The 16,376-nt window shown below is 63.5% G+C and carries 13 protein-coding genes; 6 read left to right on the plus strand and 7 right to left on the minus strand.

The window, feature by feature from the left end:
- Nucleotides 1-146 precede the first annotated feature (146 nt).
- Nucleotides 147-1,643 carry an NAD-dependent succinate-semialdehyde dehydrogenase gene (locus tag ACFTWF_RS41745; protein ID WP_378466947.1) on the minus strand — a complete coding sequence of 499 codons (1,497 nt, stop codon included), beginning with the start codon at nt 1,641-1,643 and terminating at the stop codon, nt 147-149.
- A gap of 151 nt (nt 1,644-1,794) precedes the next feature.
- Complete coding sequence (locus ACFTWF_RS41750; RefSeq protein WP_378466935.1) at nt 1,795-2,970, minus strand: NADP-dependent malic enzyme; 1,176 nt, start codon at nt 2,968-2,970, stop codon at nt 1,795-1,797.
- A 599-nt stretch (nt 2,971-3,569) separates the two neighbouring features.
- Between ACFTWF_RS41750 and ACFTWF_RS41755 the strand changes: the two genes are divergently transcribed.
- Nucleotides 3,570-4,724 (plus strand): alcohol dehydrogenase catalytic domain-containing protein, encoded by a 1,155-nt coding sequence (locus tag ACFTWF_RS41755; protein ID WP_378466948.1) that lies wholly within the window; start codon nt 3,570-3,572, stop codon nt 4,722-4,724.
- A gap of 445 nt (nt 4,725-5,169) precedes the next feature.
- A complete protein-coding gene (locus ACFTWF_RS41760; RefSeq protein ID WP_378466936.1) occupies nt 5,170-6,072 on the plus strand; it encodes an MBL fold metallo-hydrolase in 903 nt (300 codons plus the stop codon).
- A gap of 482 nt (nt 6,073-6,554) precedes the next feature.
- Here the strand turns inward: ACFTWF_RS41760 and ACFTWF_RS41765 are convergent, their stop codons facing one another.
- Entirely contained in the window at nt 6,555-8,375 is a 1,821-nt protein-coding gene (locus tag ACFTWF_RS41765) for an FAD-dependent monooxygenase (RefSeq protein WP_378466949.1), read from the minus strand.
- 246 nt (nt 8,376-8,621) lie between these two features.
- Between ACFTWF_RS41765 and ACFTWF_RS41770 the strand changes: the two genes are divergently transcribed.
- Nucleotides 8,622-9,392, plus strand: coding sequence for an IclR family transcriptional regulator (locus ACFTWF_RS41770; protein WP_378466937.1), 771 nt, complete (start codon nt 8,622-8,624; stop codon nt 9,390-9,392).
- Nucleotides 9,393-9,471: 79 nt separating this feature from the next.
- Nucleotides 9,472-10,248, plus strand: a complete 777-nt coding sequence (locus ACFTWF_RS41775) for a GntR family transcriptional regulator (RefSeq protein WP_378466938.1) — start codon at nt 9,472-9,474, stop codon at nt 10,246-10,248.
- 100 nt (nt 10,249-10,348) lie between these two features.
- On the opposite strand, the gene ACFTWF_RS41780 is transcribed toward ACFTWF_RS41775, so the two are convergent.
- The 3 genes from ACFTWF_RS41780 to ACFTWF_RS41790 all read right to left on the minus strand — a co-directional run bounded on the left by ACFTWF_RS41780 (nt 10,349) and on the right by ACFTWF_RS41790 (nt 12,934).
- The gene (locus ACFTWF_RS41780) at nt 10,349-10,846 is read right to left on the minus strand and encodes a hypothetical protein (protein ID WP_378466939.1); all 498 of its coding nucleotides are present in this window, start codon (nt 10,844-10,846) and stop codon (nt 10,349-10,351) included.
- A 389-nt stretch (nt 10,847-11,235) separates the two neighbouring features.
- Nucleotides 11,236-12,579, minus strand: a complete 1,344-nt coding sequence (locus ACFTWF_RS41785; protein ID WP_378466940.1) for a zinc-ribbon domain-containing protein — start codon at nt 12,577-12,579, stop codon at nt 11,236-11,238.
- 91 nt (nt 12,580-12,670) lie between these two features.
- Complete coding sequence (locus ACFTWF_RS41790) at nt 12,671-12,934, minus strand: hypothetical protein (RefSeq protein ID WP_378466941.1); 264 nt, start codon at nt 12,932-12,934, stop codon at nt 12,671-12,673.
- 261 nt (nt 12,935-13,195) lie between these two features.
- On the opposite strand from ACFTWF_RS41790, the gene ACFTWF_RS41795 reads away from it, so the two are divergent.
- Both ACFTWF_RS41795 and ACFTWF_RS41800 read left to right on the plus strand, forming a co-directional pair.
- Nucleotides 13,196-13,543, plus strand: a complete 348-nt coding sequence (locus ACFTWF_RS41795; protein ID WP_378466942.1) for an Lsr2 family protein — start codon at nt 13,196-13,198, stop codon at nt 13,541-13,543.
- A 215-nt stretch (nt 13,544-13,758) separates the two neighbouring features.
- Nucleotides 13,759-14,508, plus strand: coding sequence for an SOS response-associated peptidase (locus ACFTWF_RS41800; protein WP_378466943.1), 750 nt, complete (start codon nt 13,759-13,761; stop codon nt 14,506-14,508).
- 277 nt (nt 14,509-14,785) lie between these two features.
- Here ACFTWF_RS41800 and ACFTWF_RS41805 read toward each other — a convergent pair whose 3' ends face one another.
- A complete protein-coding gene (locus tag ACFTWF_RS41805; RefSeq protein WP_378466944.1) occupies nt 14,786-15,757 on the minus strand; it encodes a DNA ligase in 972 nt (323 codons plus the stop codon).
- Between the last annotated feature and the right edge of the window lie 619 nt (nt 15,758-16,376).

Genomic DNA, 16,376 nt, shown 5'->3' on the forward strand with positions numbered 1-16,376 from the left:
CCCCGCGGGTGACATGCCCGCGGGGCCCTTGGCTTACCCAACCAGATATGCCGGAACTACTGTCTGGTTGCGATCCTGACGACCATCCCCATCACGACTCGCGGGGCGCAGCTGTCCGGTCGGCAGTCCGCGGCCGAGCTTGAGTCTCAGCCCCATGGGTGTTCGATACCGATGTACTGGGTCGTCGTGTACTCGGCGATCCCCTCAGCGCCGCCCTCGCGCCCCAGGCCGGACTGCTTGACGCCACCGAAGGGCGCCGCCGCGTTGGAAATCACGCCGACGTTGAGTCCCACAAGGCCGAACTCGATTCGATCACCGATACGAAGTCCACGTGAGATGTTCTCAGTAAACACGTAGGAGGCCAACCCGTATTCCGTAGCATTGGCCAACTCGACAGCCTCCTCCTCAGTGGCGAAAGTGATCACCGGCGCCACCGGGCCGAAAATCTCCTCGCACATCGCGCGGGCATCGCGGGGGACGTTCCGCAACAAGGTCGGTTCGAAGAAGTACCCGGGTCCGTCCCCCCGCCCACCACCGACGACCACCTCCGCGCCGCGGTCGACGGCATCCTTGACGAACTGTTCGACCGCGTCGCGGGCCTTCGCTTCCACGAGTGGGCCGACGGTCACGCCCGCATCGAGGCCGTTGCCAATCTTTAGGGCTGCCATCTTTTCTGCGAGCTTGTCGACAAACTCCTCTGCAACGGCTTCGTGTACCAAGAGGCGGTTGGCGGCAGTGCACGCCTCACCCATATTGCGCATTTTCGCGGCCATCGCGCCGGCCACGGCCTTGTCGATGTCGGCGTCCTCGAACACGATCAGCGGGCCGTTTCCGCCGAGCTCCATCGACGTGCGCAGCACGCTGTCCGCAGCGACCTTCATCAGCTCCTTGCCCACCGCGGTGGAGCCGGTGAAAGAGATCTTGCGCAGCCGCGGATCGGCCATGATCGGCCCGGAAACAGCATTCGCTGAAGCCGAAGGGACCACGTTGAGTACTCCGGCGGGCAGGCCGGCATCGAGCATGATTTGCGCGAAGTACTGCGACGTCAGCGGGGTCAGGCGTGCAGGTTTGAGCACCATGGTGCAACCCGCAGCGATAGCCGGGGCAATCTTGCGGGTGGCCATCGCCAGCGGGAAGTTCCACGGAGTGATCATCAAGCACGGACCGACCGGCTTGCGGGCGACCAGCATGCGGAGGGTGCCCTCGGGGCCATCCACGTAACGCCCGTAGTCACGGACAGCCTCTTCGGAGAACCAGCGCAAGAACTCGCCGCCGTACTTGACCTCACCCTGAGCCTCGGTGAATGGTTTGCCCATTTCAACCGTCATGAGCAACGCAAGGTCGTCACGACGGTCTTGAACCATGTCAAAGGCCCGTCGCAGGATGTCCGAACGCACCCGGGCCGGAGTGCGGGCCCACGACTCCTGTGCGTCGGCAGCGGCATCCATTGCGGCCTGGGCATCGCCGCGCGTTGCCGAGGCCACGCTCGCGATCACCTCGCCGGTGGCAGGGTTCTCGACCTCGAAGGTCGATCCGTCCGACGAGTCCCGCCACCGGCCGTTGATCAACAACCCTCTGGGAGTCTTCTCCAGGACCCGCGCGATCTGGTCCTGGATACCGGTGGGGGCGGGCGCCTTTTCCATAGTGTTCATGTGTGTGTCAGCCTCTCTTGGACGACGCACCGGAAGTGCGGGTCCATGGGTGTGCCCGATGCGCCTCGGAATGGGCATTTGTCGGGACTGGTGCTCCGGCCGTCGGGTCGCCGTCCGGAGAGTGAGCCGGTCGAGGACGAGGTCAGAGCGTTATGTCTGACGAGCATGCCGCCACCGCATGCGCCACAGCAGTGGCCACCCGGCCATCCAGGGGGCTCGGCACGATGTGGTCCGAGCGCAGCCCGTCTCCGGCCGCGATTGCCGCGATCGCTCGGGCCGCCGAAGTCTTCATCTCTGGGGTAATGCGGGTGGCCCCGCCATCGAGGGCGCCACGGAAGATGCCCGGGAACGCCAAAACGTTGTTGATCTGATTCGGAAAATCGGAGCGACCGGTCGCAACTACCGCCGCGTACTTTGCTGCCACCTCCGGCATGATCTCCGGGTCCGGGTTTGCCAGAGCGAACACGATTGCGTCATTGGCCAACTCGGTGAGGTGATCCTCCGGAACCTTCCCGCCTGAAACTCCCACGAACACGTCTGCGCCCTTGAGGGCGTCCTTCGGTCCGCCGACGAGCCCGCGCGGGTTTGTGCGGGCGGCATAGGCGGCCTTGACGGTGTTGAGGTCATCTCGCTCTCGGCAGACGATGCCCCGCGAGTCGACGAGCACGACGTCCTCGACGCCCTGGGCCAGGAGGATCTCCGCAATCGCGATCCCGGCTGCGCCCGCGCCCGCCACCACCACCTTGAGCGACGACAGCTCTTTTTTCACAAGTTGCGCTGCATTGATCAACCCGGCCAGGACGACAACCGCGGTGCCGTGTTGGTCGTCGTGCATGACCGGGACATCGAGTGCGTCGATGAGCCGCTTCTCGATCTCGAAGCATCGCGGAGCCGAAATATCCTCGAGATTGACGGCGCCGAAACTAGGACGTAAGAGCCTCACCGTGTTGACGATGTCGTCGACATCGTGGGTGTCGAGGACGATCGGAATCGCATCGAGTCCACCGAACTCTTTGAATAGAGCCGCTTTTCCCTCCATTACTGGCAGTGACGCAGCGGGCCCGATGTCGCCTAAGCCGAGAACGGCGGAGCCGTCGCTGACCACCGCGACAAGCCGGCCCGCCCACGTATGGGTGTCAGCCATCGCGGGATCCCGGTGGACGGCGCGGCTGACCTCGGCCACACCCGGGGTGTACGCGATGGAAAGGTCTCGTCGAGTCTTCAACGGGGACTTCGACACCACTGAGAGCTTGCCGCCCTTGTGGTGCTCGACGATCTCCTCGAGTGTGATGGGACCAAGTCGGGTTCTTTCGGTCATCAGGTTCTCCTCGTGCTCATTTCAATGAGGCAGGCATAGGTCCGGTCATTTTGTCGGTCACCGGAACCCCGCGCATCGGTGTAGTCCCGAGGAGTGGGTCTTTGTCGCAATTCTGTTTATGCAGGAGCATGTTTTGTCCACACTGGAGGCTGCGCTCCTGGAATCAGCTCTCGCCGCCGCCACATCTCTTTCCAGCCGCCCAATTCGCGTCTCCTCATGTCGCCCACGATCCAGCCAGATGAGTTCACAGCTGGGTGGGCCCCATCCCAGGACGCTGTGAGTTGGCGGGCAACCCAGGACTACCACAGTGGGGGTTTGATCCTTTCGGGCTGCCAGGAGCTGGGATGGGTGCCGTTCCAACTAGCCGCAAACCGGGAAGACGCGGGCGGAGTCCGCTGATAGTTATCGCTTATCGCCGATCGGTCAATAGTTATTGGACCGACATGAGGTCCACGTCACAGAATGGGCATCGCACTCACGGAACATCGCCGGATCCCTGCCTTTGCAGGGCGACAGCTCGCGCACGCAGCTGTTCCTGCTCACCGCTACACGTGACGAGTCGTGAGCGGCTCAACACTGAAGGAGTACAGATGAGTTACATGCACGCCGCTCGATTGCACGAGGTCGGGGAGCCCTTCCGGATCGAGCGTGTGGCGATTCCTGAGCCAGGACCCCGCGATGTGCTCGTAGAAGTCAAGGCCTGCAATGTGATACCGAACTTGCGTAACGTCATCACCTCGTGGCCGGAGTGGTTCCCCTACCTCCCTCTCCCCAAACTGCCGGCGATCTTCGGACTCGATGCTGCCGGTGTGGTGGCCCAGGTGGGCTCCCAGGTCCGCAATGTGAAGATCGGGGATCGGGTTTACGTCAATCCTGGACGGAATTCCGGAGACTCCTACGCCTCCAGGGGAGGCGACCCGCTCAACGATCCCAGCTTCACCTTCCAGGGATACTTCGGGTTTGGCCCCGATTCGCACCAGATCTACGAGGACTATCCTCACGGCGGGTTCTGCCAGTACATGAAGACCCCCGTTGACGGACTGGTCACCCTGCCGGACTCAATCTCGTTCGAGCAAGCGTGCCGGTTCGGATACTTGGGCACCGCTTACTCCGCATTGCGCAAGAGTGGCGTACGCGCGGGCACGTCGGTGCTGATCAACGGTGGTACGGGAACCCTGGGTGTTGGTGCGGTCCTGAACGCTCTCGCGATGGGTGCTACTCGCGTACTGGTGATGGCACGTAATCGCGACCTCCTTGAGCGGGTCCGGCAGTTGGATCCCCAACGCGTACGCGTTCTCGCCCACGGGGACCGAGAAGTTCCAGAATGGGTCCGCGAGCACACCGATGGGCTCGGCGCGGATGCATTCATCGATGCGGTCGGCCCCGGTGCTCCGCACGAGATCACGATGTCGGGCATCGATTCCCTACGCCGTGGAGGGAAAATGGTCGATATAGGTGGCATGTCGGAAGATTTGCCGTTGAATATGTTCAAGCTGATGTGTTTCCAGATCAGCGTCATCGGGTCCAACTGGTTCAGCGTCGCAGAAGGACAGGAAATGGCGCGAATGGCGGAATCCGGAACGCTGGACCTCTCCGTGTTCGAGCACGAAGTTTATCCACTGTCCGAGGTGAATGAAGCCCTAGCTGCGGTGGAGAACAGAAGGGGTGGATTCACCAATGTAGTTGTCAACCCCGCTGCAGAGAGCGTCGTGAACACAAATGGCAAATACAGCTTGTCAGGCGTAGCGGACTGAGTGCGCCTCACACCACAGCAGTTCCAGCAACCACCACCATGGCAACCCTGCCGGGTCATCACCCAGACGGGTAGGTAACGCCTTCCTGTAATAGTTGTTCACGTAGAGGAGCGCGGTGCCGACACCGCGCTCCTCTACATCGCTGTGTATTGCACTGCTGACCAACGGCATCAGTCAAGGAGTCGCTTTGTCCGAAGTTTGTTGTTCCGCACCGATCGGTCCCTCACTGTCCCGCCGCGGGATCCTCGGCGCGCTGGGACTCGGAGCCATGGCCGTGTGTGCAGCCGCCTGCACGGACTCTCCTGCCTCCGACAACACTGCGAGTCCCAGTTCCACAGGAAACGGCCTAGCCGGGGCTCGCGGACCATTAGAACTGGTCCTTCTCGGTACAAAGGCCGGACCTCCGGTTACCGTTTCGCGTGCTGGAATCTCGACGGCTCTCGTCGTGGACGGCGCAACCTATGTGATCGATTGTGGGCGGTCGTCTACGACCCAGTTCGTGCAGGCAGGTCTGCGGTTCGACACCCTGCGCTCAATTTTCATCACCCATCTCCATGCTGACCACATTGCGGACTATTACAACTACTTCTTGCTGGCGGGTGCGCTTCCAGACCAGGAAACCGCAGACGCTCTGGCGACCACGGTCACGGCATACGGGCCGGGACCCGCCGGCGGGCTTCCAACCAAATTCGGTGGTGGCGACGCTCCCACCGTGTCCGCCGACGCCCCTACACCCGGCCTCGTGGCCTTCACCGAAAGGTGCCACGAGGCTTTCGCATACAGCAGCAACATTCTTCTGCGTGACGCGGGAATCCGAGATATTCGTTCACTGATCGACGTCCATGAGATTGTGCACCCAGATGTCGGTGCCAGTTTCACGAACACCAGCCCTCGAATGGAGCCGTTCAAGGTCATGGAAGATGACCGCGTCGCGGTTACTGCCGTTCTGGTGCCACATGGGCCGGTCTTTCCGTCCTACGCCTTCCGGTTCGACACCGAACATGGATCGGTGACCTTTTCAGGTGACACCACCTACTCAGACAATCTTGTCACGCTCGCACGCGGTTCGGATGTTCTCGTTCACGAGGCGATCAATGTGACCGGGCCCGGGGTCACCCTGCCCCCGGCTGCGATGGATCACATGCTGCAGTCGCACGTGGAGGTGCAGAAAGTCGGCTCGATCGCCCAGCGTGCGGGTGTGCCGACATTGGTTCTGAGTCATCTCGTCGATTTCGACTCCGAACCCATCGATTCCGCACGGTGGAAGAGTTGGGCTGGACAGGGGTTCGACGGAGAGGTGGTGGTCGGCGACGACCTGCAGCGGATCTCGGTTCTCAGGAAGGGATAGGTTGCCGCCTATATGAACGACGCCGACTCGAGGCCTCATGCGCATGAGCTAATGGTCATTCGTGTTTGGTTGCCGGAACGTTGGCAAGTCGTTGACATGATGCAGTCGTATGAAGCGCTCATCGCAGACTCTCCGCGTTTGCTCAGCAGGACGCGTGCACTATTGTCCAGGCATGCCCGAGATGCCACGAGGGCCGGCCGATCCGCCGCATGATTTCTCCATCTCGTAATTGCTAGCAGGAATGGGCGCTGGTGTACCGGGGACCTGCGCGTACGGACCCGATTTCGTGGGGCGTCTGCGGCTAAACGCTGGTCCAGGCTCTGGCCAGTCACCCTTCTAGGATGACGAAGACGCCGGTGGCGGCGGTGGTGTTCGTAAGAGCCGGATGACTCGGTGTCGAACGAGGCGGTTGTTGTGTATGTGAAGGGGCGTCGGGTGTCCGCCACTCGCTTGTGCGGCGAACACCCGACGGCCGAGATGCCCTATCCGGTGACCGCGTGGATGGTCGTATCCTCGGCGGTCATACCGGTGTCTTCCTGCAGCGATAAGACGGTCGACAATGCCTCGTTCAGGAGGGTTTCGGCAGTCTCGCTGTTCCAGACATCGCGAGTGTGCCGCCAGGCCACATATCCGTCGGGCCGCACTAGCAGGGCTCCGGCTTCCTCGATCTCGCGAATTCGAGCCCAATAGGCATAGGGGTCTTCGTACCCTGGCTCACCCACGACGATTGTGCGAAGGTAGGGCAGGTTCAAGCGGATCGCGGCCTGTTTCCACGCCTGGCCGGAGAGTCCGGTGATCAAGCTGAATTTTCCGTGCCCGGTGATGTCGAGCGTGGACGTGCGGTGCTGGTTGGCGCCGACCAGCCATGCGTGTGGCAACTTTGCACCCGGGCGTGTGGTGGCCTGGACGTAACGCAACGGGTCTCGGGCGAATACCTCTGCACCGGTATCGGGGCCGACGGCTACTGCGGTGCTCGTATAACGTTGGTTGAGTTCCACACCCAACGCGTTGAATTCGTCGCTCTTCTTATCGAGGGCCTCGACGACTCGGGCCCGTAGGCGGGCCCCTTCGGGCGTGGTGGCACGCAGCCTAGCCAGTCCGGCTTCCACGGACGCGATGCCGTCGGGGCCTTGGGTGTCAAAGCACTCTCGCAGCGGCCCGTAATCCAGACGTGACTGATTTGCACGTGCCACGATTTGCTGCCCGACCGGCGCCCGCTCATCACTATAGGTCTCCAGCAGTTCGGGACCGGCGTATCCCTTGATGACGTAGGCCAACTTCCAGGCAAGGTTGAATGCGTCCTGCATACAGGTGTTGGATCCGAGCCCGCTGGTCGGGGGGTGTCGGTGGGTGGCATCGCCGCCACAGAAGACCCGTCCGTCGGACATGCTCAGGGCGTACTGCTGGTTCACGTACCAGACCGAGGATCCCTCGACCTCGACCTCGAGGTCCGGATCGCCTACCAGTGTGCGGATCTGGTTTGTGACTCGTTCGAGTGAGAGATCCGGTTCCCCGGCGTCTTTGTCGAATCCCCACCCCGCGATCCACTCGTTCCATGGCCGTACGCAACGCAGCAGTCCCATTCCGATCTCACCGAAGTTCGCTGCAGGATTCATAATCCAATGCAGGATGCTGGGCCGGTGCGCGACGTACTTGGACAGATCTGCCTTGAATCGTACGTACGCAGTGCCGGCGCGGGCGGTGTGGCCGACGAGTTCCAGCCCGATATTTTCCGCCACCGCGCTCTTGGCGCCGTCTGCGCCGATGAGATACCGTGCGCGGATGCTGTATTCGTGCCCAGAGGTGCGGTCCAGTAAGTGCACGGTCACCCCGTGCTCATCCTGCTCGTGACCGAGATACCGTGTCGAGAAGGCGACCTTCGCGCCGCGTTCGGCGGCGTTCTTGACCAGTAAAGGCTCCATGTATGTCTGTGGGATGTCCACCATCGTGCAGGGGCTGGCCTGCAGGTAGTCGCCGGAGCGGTCGTCGCCGGTGCCCCACGTCCGCAGGCGGGCGATCTCCGGACCGGCTAGGGACGTTGTGAAGAGGGTGTCGCCGATCTGGTCCCACGGCACCGCGTACAGTTTGATTTCCTCCTCCAAGCCGAGATCCCGCAGCACCTCCGCAGCCCTCAGATTGGTGATGTGAGCTCTGGGAGTATTTGCTAGCCAGGACCACTGGGACACCATCATTGCGCGCACGCCGTAGGTGGCCAGAGCGAGCGCGGCCGTCGCCCCTGTGGGTCCTGTTCCGACGATGAATACGTCCGTGTCGTAGGCGTTGGCGGGCGTAGCCTCGTCCAGACGGTCGGCGGCACCGGAGGTGTCGGTGAAATTCTGAACCACGATCTCTCTCCTCGTTTGGTGATAGACACCACGAAAATTTCTGAGATACTAGCATGCAAGCATGCAAGCAGTGTGACCCGAGACGCAGAGAATGTCGAGATCCATGACCCGATCAGAGCTACACGGAATCTTCGCGATCTCACGCGCCCACATACAACCAGGCGCACCCAACCGTCACAGATTCCGAATCGAGGGAGGTTCACTATGACAACGGAGGCGGCGATTGCTGCCACGCTGTCCTCGGCAGGAAAGACCCTCGCACTCCTGCGCGCCATCAGCGAGAGCCCACGAACTCCGGTGCGACCCGGTGATCTCAGCACCTACACCCAGCTTCCCCGGTCGACGGTTTTCCGGCTATTGGCAGTGCTGGAACAAGAGGGCTGGATCCTTCGGGACCGAGCCGGAATCGAGTTAAACCCAGTAGCCGCCACAAGATGGGCGCAGGCGCGCTCTTGGCACTACCGTCAGCTCAGAGAAGCGCTGACGCCCTACCTTGTCGATCTCTACGCGCAGACGAGACTGACGATTCACCTCGGGGTGCTCGAGGGTCCCCAGGTGCTCTATCTGAATAAACTCCACGGCCACAGCCACATCCAGGTGCCAACCTGGATCGGCGCCACATTGCCTGCCGAACGCTGTGCCCTCGGCAAGGCATTGCTGGCACATACCCCATCGAGCGCAAAGAGCGTACGGCCCGTTCCGAGTGCCAAAGCGCCGATGGACCTCGCAGAAATGGCCTTGGAAGCAGAGTTGCGGGCGATCCGCCGTACCGGACTCGCCCACGATCACGGCTCGATCGAGCCAGACCTCATGTGCGTCGCGGTTCCGATCCTGGCCGGGAATTCGGTCCCGGTCGCCGGAATATCGCTGTCCATGAGGCGGTCACAGCCCGGCCTGCAACAGAGCGTGGTAGCTCTCAGGCGCGTCGCAGGCGAGGCTTCCGCACGGTTTTCCGTTCACAGCGATGCGTCGTGACCTAACGCCAACTATGCGCCATATCAATAGGACTCGCGGACACCACAGTCGTGGTGCCCGGGTTAAGGAGGCAGAAGCCATGATCAACGACCGACCAACAGGACCGTCTGGGCACTCCCGCACCGCGGGGCGCCTCTCAGTCCAGATGTACGTAGCCATCAAAACGCGACTCCTGCGGGGCAATGCGCCTCCCGGCGCGCGCCTGTCCGTGGAAGAGCTGCGGGCCGAATTCGGAGTCAGTAAGCAACCTGTAATGGAGGCGCTTCGCCTGTTGACCGCCGACGGCTTGGTCGAGATCCTCCCTCAGATTGGTTGCGTGGTCACGACCTACTCGCCCGAGGAAGTCGAGGACTTCTTCCACATGTTCGCCGCCGTGCAGGGAGCCGTCGCCGCCGTCGCCGCCCTCCACTGCACTCCCGCCGCGCTCGATGAACTCGACATAGTTTCTCAGCAGATTAGAGCCCTGGCAGCCAACCCCGATCAGGAGATCCGCAACGACTACCTGAGGCTGAACCGGGACTTCCACGAGTGCATCCACAGCATCGCAGGTTCGCGCATGATCACCGACACCAGCCGCCGTATGTGGGACCTCAGCGACTTTCTCATCAACACCGCCAGAATGGCCCAGCCGATGGCCACTTCAATCGATGGACGACAAGACGACCACGATCGCATCCGAAACGCTCTCGCATCTCGCGACGCCGACGCAGCAAAGGCAGAAATGGAGCAGCACGTTCTTGAGACGCTAGACCTGCTACAAGGATGGGACTTGACCTTGTCAGCGGACCCGGACAGGCGAGGTTCCGTGGATCGGGGGAATCCGTGCAACGGCTCCCTTCCGCCGTGTCGCCCATAATCCTCTTCCGGCGCAACTCCTGAAACTACCGATAACGGATACTTTGCCGAACTGGACATCTAAAGATCCTGTGCTGCAATGAATGTAGTCCCAATGACCACTAATTCATCGCCAGTTGGCTCTCGGTGGCATGATCGACGGCAACGCCGCTGACCGACAGCACGAGGGTGCTTCCGATCAGCGGCAGGCGATTCCCGCGCCATCGCGGAAGCGGTGTTTCATCGTGGATCGTCGGGAACCGCCACAGGACCGAACCGGGCCGCCTGTCGGTGCCGGGCATCAGCGCCCGGAGTCGTGCGGCGTCTTCGCTCAGTGCCTTCTGAAGGTGGGGTCGTACATCCTCTGCGACGTCCCGTGGCAGTGAGGAGCCTTGGTGTACGAGGTCGGCGGTGTTCTCGATGAGTCGTGCGGCCCGCGTGAGGAGTGACTCCGGCACCCTGACAGTGGGAAGCTCGCCGTCGTGATCCCGGGTCAGGACGCCAAGGGTGGAGATCAGTGCCATCGCTGTTGGCGGCTCGTGGGGAGCCCTGTCGGCGTCCGTGAGGGGTGGCGACTCGACGAGGGCGGCGATCGTCGCACCGAGGATGGGCAGGGGCATGGCAATGGTGCGGGGCAGTGTCAGCAGGTCGGCGCCGGGTGCCTAGTCTTTGATGCTCAGGGCCAGGTCACGGGCGAGCGTGCGCAATGTCTCCTGGTCGAAGTACTGCCGGGCAGTGCGTTTGGTGATGCGCATTCGCTCAGCCACGGTCGTGACTCGGTCGGTAAGCAGGTCCCCGAGTTGATCGGCGGGGGCGGTCGTGCCAGCGCCTCACCGAGGGCGGACGCCATCGCACTCACCCATGACGATCGTGGCATCGGGGCCTCCTGCTCAGCGCGTTCCACCTCACCAGGTCTGTCTACCTGGCCCGCCGCGAAACGCATCGGTCGATGCTGCGCGAGGAGTGAGCCGACCGTCCCCGTCCACTCCCCGACCTGACGGCATGGGCACTAGGACCCTTTGCGGGGCAGCGGGATCGGTACGGATCGCCCCGGTGACGAACGGGTGCGACGCTCCGGCTCCCTCCCACCACGTTCGGCTACCTCACCCTTGATGACGCCATGCGCAAGTGGATTCGGCGTATGCAGCGGGTCGAGCCTGCCGATGAGAGGGTGATCGGTGAGCGGTTCCCCGAGAATCGCCAGACCGCCGCGGTGCAGGGTCAGCCCGGCAATCGAGGCCACCAGGACAACGGTCCTGTCGTACACGATGAGCACGATCGTCGAGGCAGCGACATGATCGGCACGCAGCTTCCACACCCCGCGTCCGCGCTCCCACAACTCCTGCGGCGGAAGACCTGCGGTGTACCCGACGTGCGTGCGGCCCAGGGGGTCATCGGGACCGGCGGGGGCGGAGTCGCCGAGCGTGACCCGGACCGCGGTGATACGCGCCGGGGCCTGCATCGGGCGAAATCCCCGCAACTCGGACGACGCCCCGCTCTCACGGTCCCGGGGCAGGTGAGTGAACGGCGGATAGTGCCGGCCTGTGAGGTGGACCAGGGGCAGCTCCCCGGTCGCGCTGAAGCGTTGCTGCTCGCAGAACTGCAGGCGCCGCTCGATATCGGCGTCCAGGGGCGTGTCGAGGATGTCGAAGCCGAGCTTCTTCAGCGCCCACCCGATCTCGATGTCGTGCCAGCCGGGAAGAAGCCTGGGATGGAGATGGCCGGCATCGTCCGGCACCGCCTTGTGCATCGCATCCCGGCAGTCGGGCGGCAGCGCGTCGAGGATCCGCAGCATGCACGCCCCGAGCAGGCTCGACGTCGAGCAACTGAGCGTGGGTCGATGCTCGACGGCCGCAATAGCGACATACACGCTGACCATCCGCACGAAGTACGCCTCCACCAGCGGGAAGATCTTCTCCCACCACGGGGTGGTGTCGGCCCCGGTGGCGCAGAACAGGGCGTAGTGGGGACTGGTATCGAGGAGGCGGACCGCGGCGACCGCGGACTCGTCGAGCCTGTCGAGGATCAGGCGGGCGTGCTCGGTGACCTCGCACTTGCGGCACGGGTCGGCGAGCACCCGGAAGGTGGATTCGGAGGACTGAAACCGCCGGTGCCCGCAACTGTAAACAAGACAGCCAGGAGCGACGCAGTACAGGCACGCCTCGGGGTTCCCGTTCTTCCACGCGGCGGGCGAGCGCCGCTGCAGCGGGGTTTCACGCCACTCGTGACCGGCAGGGCAACGCCACCACAGCATCTCGTGGGACGAGTTCGTGGTCGAGTCGAGATCGACCCCGGTATTGCGGGTCGGATGTAGCTGGCGGAACAGTTCCGGGTGTTGGTCTTTGAGACGCACACGCCCCCCTCGAGACTCGTCGGTATCAACACTTTTCGGGCACCGGCGGCACCCGCCTCAGCACTGGCGATCGGGTGTCCGGGAGGGGTGTTTACGTCAGCCAGGCCATGAACCCGAGCATGAACGTGCCCAGGCCGACCAGGAGCACTGTGCCTTCCTTGCTCACGGTCATCCGGCCGATCACCCTGGTGGACGAGAGGTACCCGACCCCGGCGGAGACCGCGCCCAGCATCATCAGAAAACCAGCGCCCGGGCCGAGAAACCGGACATCTTCGATCGTCGGCAGCGGTATCCCTGACTCAGCAGCAGGGGTGGAGGTCAGGGCGTCGCCGCGTGAGACTTGGAAGTTCGTCATGACTGCGCACGGTAGATCAGATTCCGGGACCGCAGGTGAGGATATGAGTGGCCCTGACCAGCAGCGATGCCCTCGCGGGCATCGCTGAGCCTAGCAAGATCGCCGCAGGTCGGGCGTGTCGCCGCAGGTCTGACGGAGTGTCGCCGACGCGATCCCCTGTCCGGACGTGCGTGTTACCTCTGACCTCCGGTACCAGGTACCGGAAGCAGGTCCCAGTACTGTCATGTGGTCCGTACCGGAAGACCTCGAGGAGTGAGATCTGTGGCGCGCAAGGTCGTAGTAGAGCTGGTCGACGACATCGACGGCACCGCCTTCGGGGACGACGGCGAAAGCATCCACTATGCCGTCGACGGCGTCGAGTACGAGATCGACCTGAAGGCCGAGCACGCCAAGGAGCTCCGCGAGATCTTCGAGTACTACATTCAGCATTCCACCCGGGTCGGTGGCCGCAAGCACCGCGCGGACCGGTCGGCCAACCCCACCACCGCGAAGCGGCGGCGGGATGAAACGAAGAAGATCCGCGCCTGGGCGATCGAGCAGGGCTACGAGCTCTCCTCCCGCGGCCGTATCCCCACCGAGGTCGAGGAGGCCTTCCGCGCCGTCCACTGACGCCCCTCGACCGGTCACCTGCCTTAGTGCAGGAGCATGTACCACCATGTCCCCGTGAAATCTGTGGTCAGGAGGGGCGTAAGCCAGGGGAACCAGTAGACAAGGTCGTGCATGGGGCCGCTCCTTGGTCGGCGGCGGACTCCGTTGTGCCCGTCTACCTGGTCTTATCATGCATCCGCCGGAGATACGTCGGTGCGCCGTGGCACGCTATCGGTATGTGCGGGCGCTACGCATCGACGACGAGCCGGAAAACTCTGCTCGAGACCTTCGAGATCGACCCCGACCGGGCCGACCCGGAGATGGCGCCGGACTACAACGTCGCACCCACGAAGACCTCCCCCGTCGTGATCACGCGCGCACCGAAGGACACCGACGAGCAGCCCCACCGGCAGTTGCGCAACCTCAAATGGGGTCTGACGCCCTTCTGGTCGAAGGACCAAAAAATCGGGTCCCGCATGATCAACGCCCGCGCCGAGACCGTGCACGAAAAGCCCGCGTACAGACAGTGTTTCAAGTCCAGGCGCTCGATCATTCCGGTGGCCGGGTTCTATGAGTGGTTCCCGACCCATGAGGTGGGCAAGTCCGGGAAGCCGCTGAAACAGCCCTACTTCGTCCACCCGGCCGGAAGCGACATTCTGCCGCTGGCCGGCATCTACGATTTTTGGCGCAATCCCGAGGTTCCCGACGAGGATCCGGATGCCTGGCTGGTCACCTTTTCGGTGATCACGACCGAGGCCACCGACGATGTCGGACACATTCACGATCGGATGCCGATGAGCGTGGCCGCAGAGAACTGGGCGGATTGGCTCGACCCCACCAACACCGACGTCGACTACGCCCGAACCCTGATGGCCCCACCAGCGCCGGGCAGCCTGCAGACCTACCCGGTGTCGAAGGCCGTGAACAACGTCCGCAACAACGGCGCCGACCTGGTGAAGCCGATCACCGTCGAGAACGCCCGCTGACCCTGGGTGGTCTGGCACGGGCAGGCCGCGCCCTCGCGGCGTGCACACCGCAGGAATAGCACCCGAGGGTCCACTGTTGAAGGATCTGACGGTGGCGCGCATACCCCGGGTACCACACCAGAACAGTCGCTGCGAGCGACCACTTGCCGAGAGGCGATATGGCGTCACTGTCACCGACACCCCCGGCCGGTAAGACCTGCAGTGCGCAGCGTTCCGGTAGAGGGGATGAGGAGCCGCTGACATCGGGGAAGGTGCCGGCGGCTTTCCTCTGGACCGACTACAGGTCCTCGACCCGGACCGACTCGGGGTCGATATCCAGGCGCCTTCCCTTATACGACGGATGTCTGAGCCCACCTCGGACGTGCTCCTTGAAATCGACCTCGATCACCGTGACCGGTGTCAGCCACCGCACCTCGGTGAAGCCCTCCACGCCCGCCGACGAGTCCGTGAGGGGGCTGGTGGGGCGTTCGAGCGGGCGAAATTCCTCCCGGAACTGGCGGCGCGCGGACAGGCTCAGGCCGCTGCTGACGTGACCGACCTGCTCGAGCTGCCCGTCGGCGTTATAGGCGCCGAGCACCAAGGCGGCCACCGACCTGCTGCTGCCGACGAACCCGACCGCGAGCACCGTGCCCCTCGTACGGATCGCGGTCTTGATCCACGACCGATGACGTTGTCCCGGAAGGTAAATCGAGTTCGAGCGTTTCGCGACGATCCCCTCGAGCTGGGCCGACCGGGCCGCGTTCAGCATGACGCGACCAGTCTGGGATTCCCAGTGCGGAGGCACCGTGATCGGCAGCCCGCCGATGTTCTCGATGACCGAGCCCAGTTCGGCCAGCTCCGCCCGCCGATCCAGGTACGGCGCCCGCAGCAGATCTTCGCCCCGCCGGACGAGAACGTCGAACGGCAAGTACGTCACCGGTATCCGCCGTTGCAGCGGTCTCGTCGCATGAACGACACCGAGCCTGCGGGCGAGCAGCCCGAACGATGGCCGGCCGCGGTCCATCACCACGATCTCCCCGTCCAGGACGATGCGTCCACCGGCCCCGAATGCCGTGGACAGGGCGTCGGCGACCTCCGGAAAGGAGGCGGTCACGAGGTGGAGATTGCGGGTCCACAGCTCGGGCTCGCGGCCGCCGCCGACCGACGCCAGCAACCGGCACCCGTCGTACTTCATTTCGAAGCTCCACGGCCGGTCACCGTCCGGAGGAGGACCGGCCGTCGCCAGCATCGGCGCGATCAGCCGACTCATTCCTCGATTGTGCCCTGACCTGCGCCCCCATCGCGCGGCGCCGGGGCAGTGGGCGCTGGGTCGCCGCAGTCCTCCTTCGGCACCTCGGTAGTTTCGTATCGAACTACGTAACTAAACGAAACTTTAGATACGAAAGCGACGAAAGGAGTAGGGTCGGTGCGGTGACGACTGTCGGTTCTCGGCCGATCTGGGCGCGTTTCTCATATAGGTGGCGCGGCGTTGGCGCGGCTTCTCATCCGATGTGGCGGAAGTGGCGGAGCCGTAGGTCGTACATCGTGGACGAAGCGGATCGGCGTGGAGCCCGCCAGGAATCCGCCACATTGGATGAGAAGGAGTGGATGTCGGCATGACTGACGCAAGTGGCGCACGGCAGGTCAACCCCGATCGGCCGCGCCAGATCGGCCGAGAACCGACAACGACCAACGACATCGACGCCCGGGGCGGTCGCGGCGGGCTGTGTGAGTTCCCCGGTGGCTGTAGTCGACCCAGCCTCGACGATCCGAAGACGGGAAGGCCGTCCAAGTTGTCCTGTGACAGTCGATCGTCCTTTTTGTCAGTCAATCTTGCTCATTCCCGTTTCTCTGCCAGTACAGTTTGCTCGGTCTGTTATTGCTGGGGA

Source organism: Rhodococcus sp. NPDC056960, assembly GCF_042674125.1.
GTDB lineage: Bacteria > Actinomycetota > Actinomycetes > Mycobacteriales > Mycobacteriaceae > Rhodococcus_F.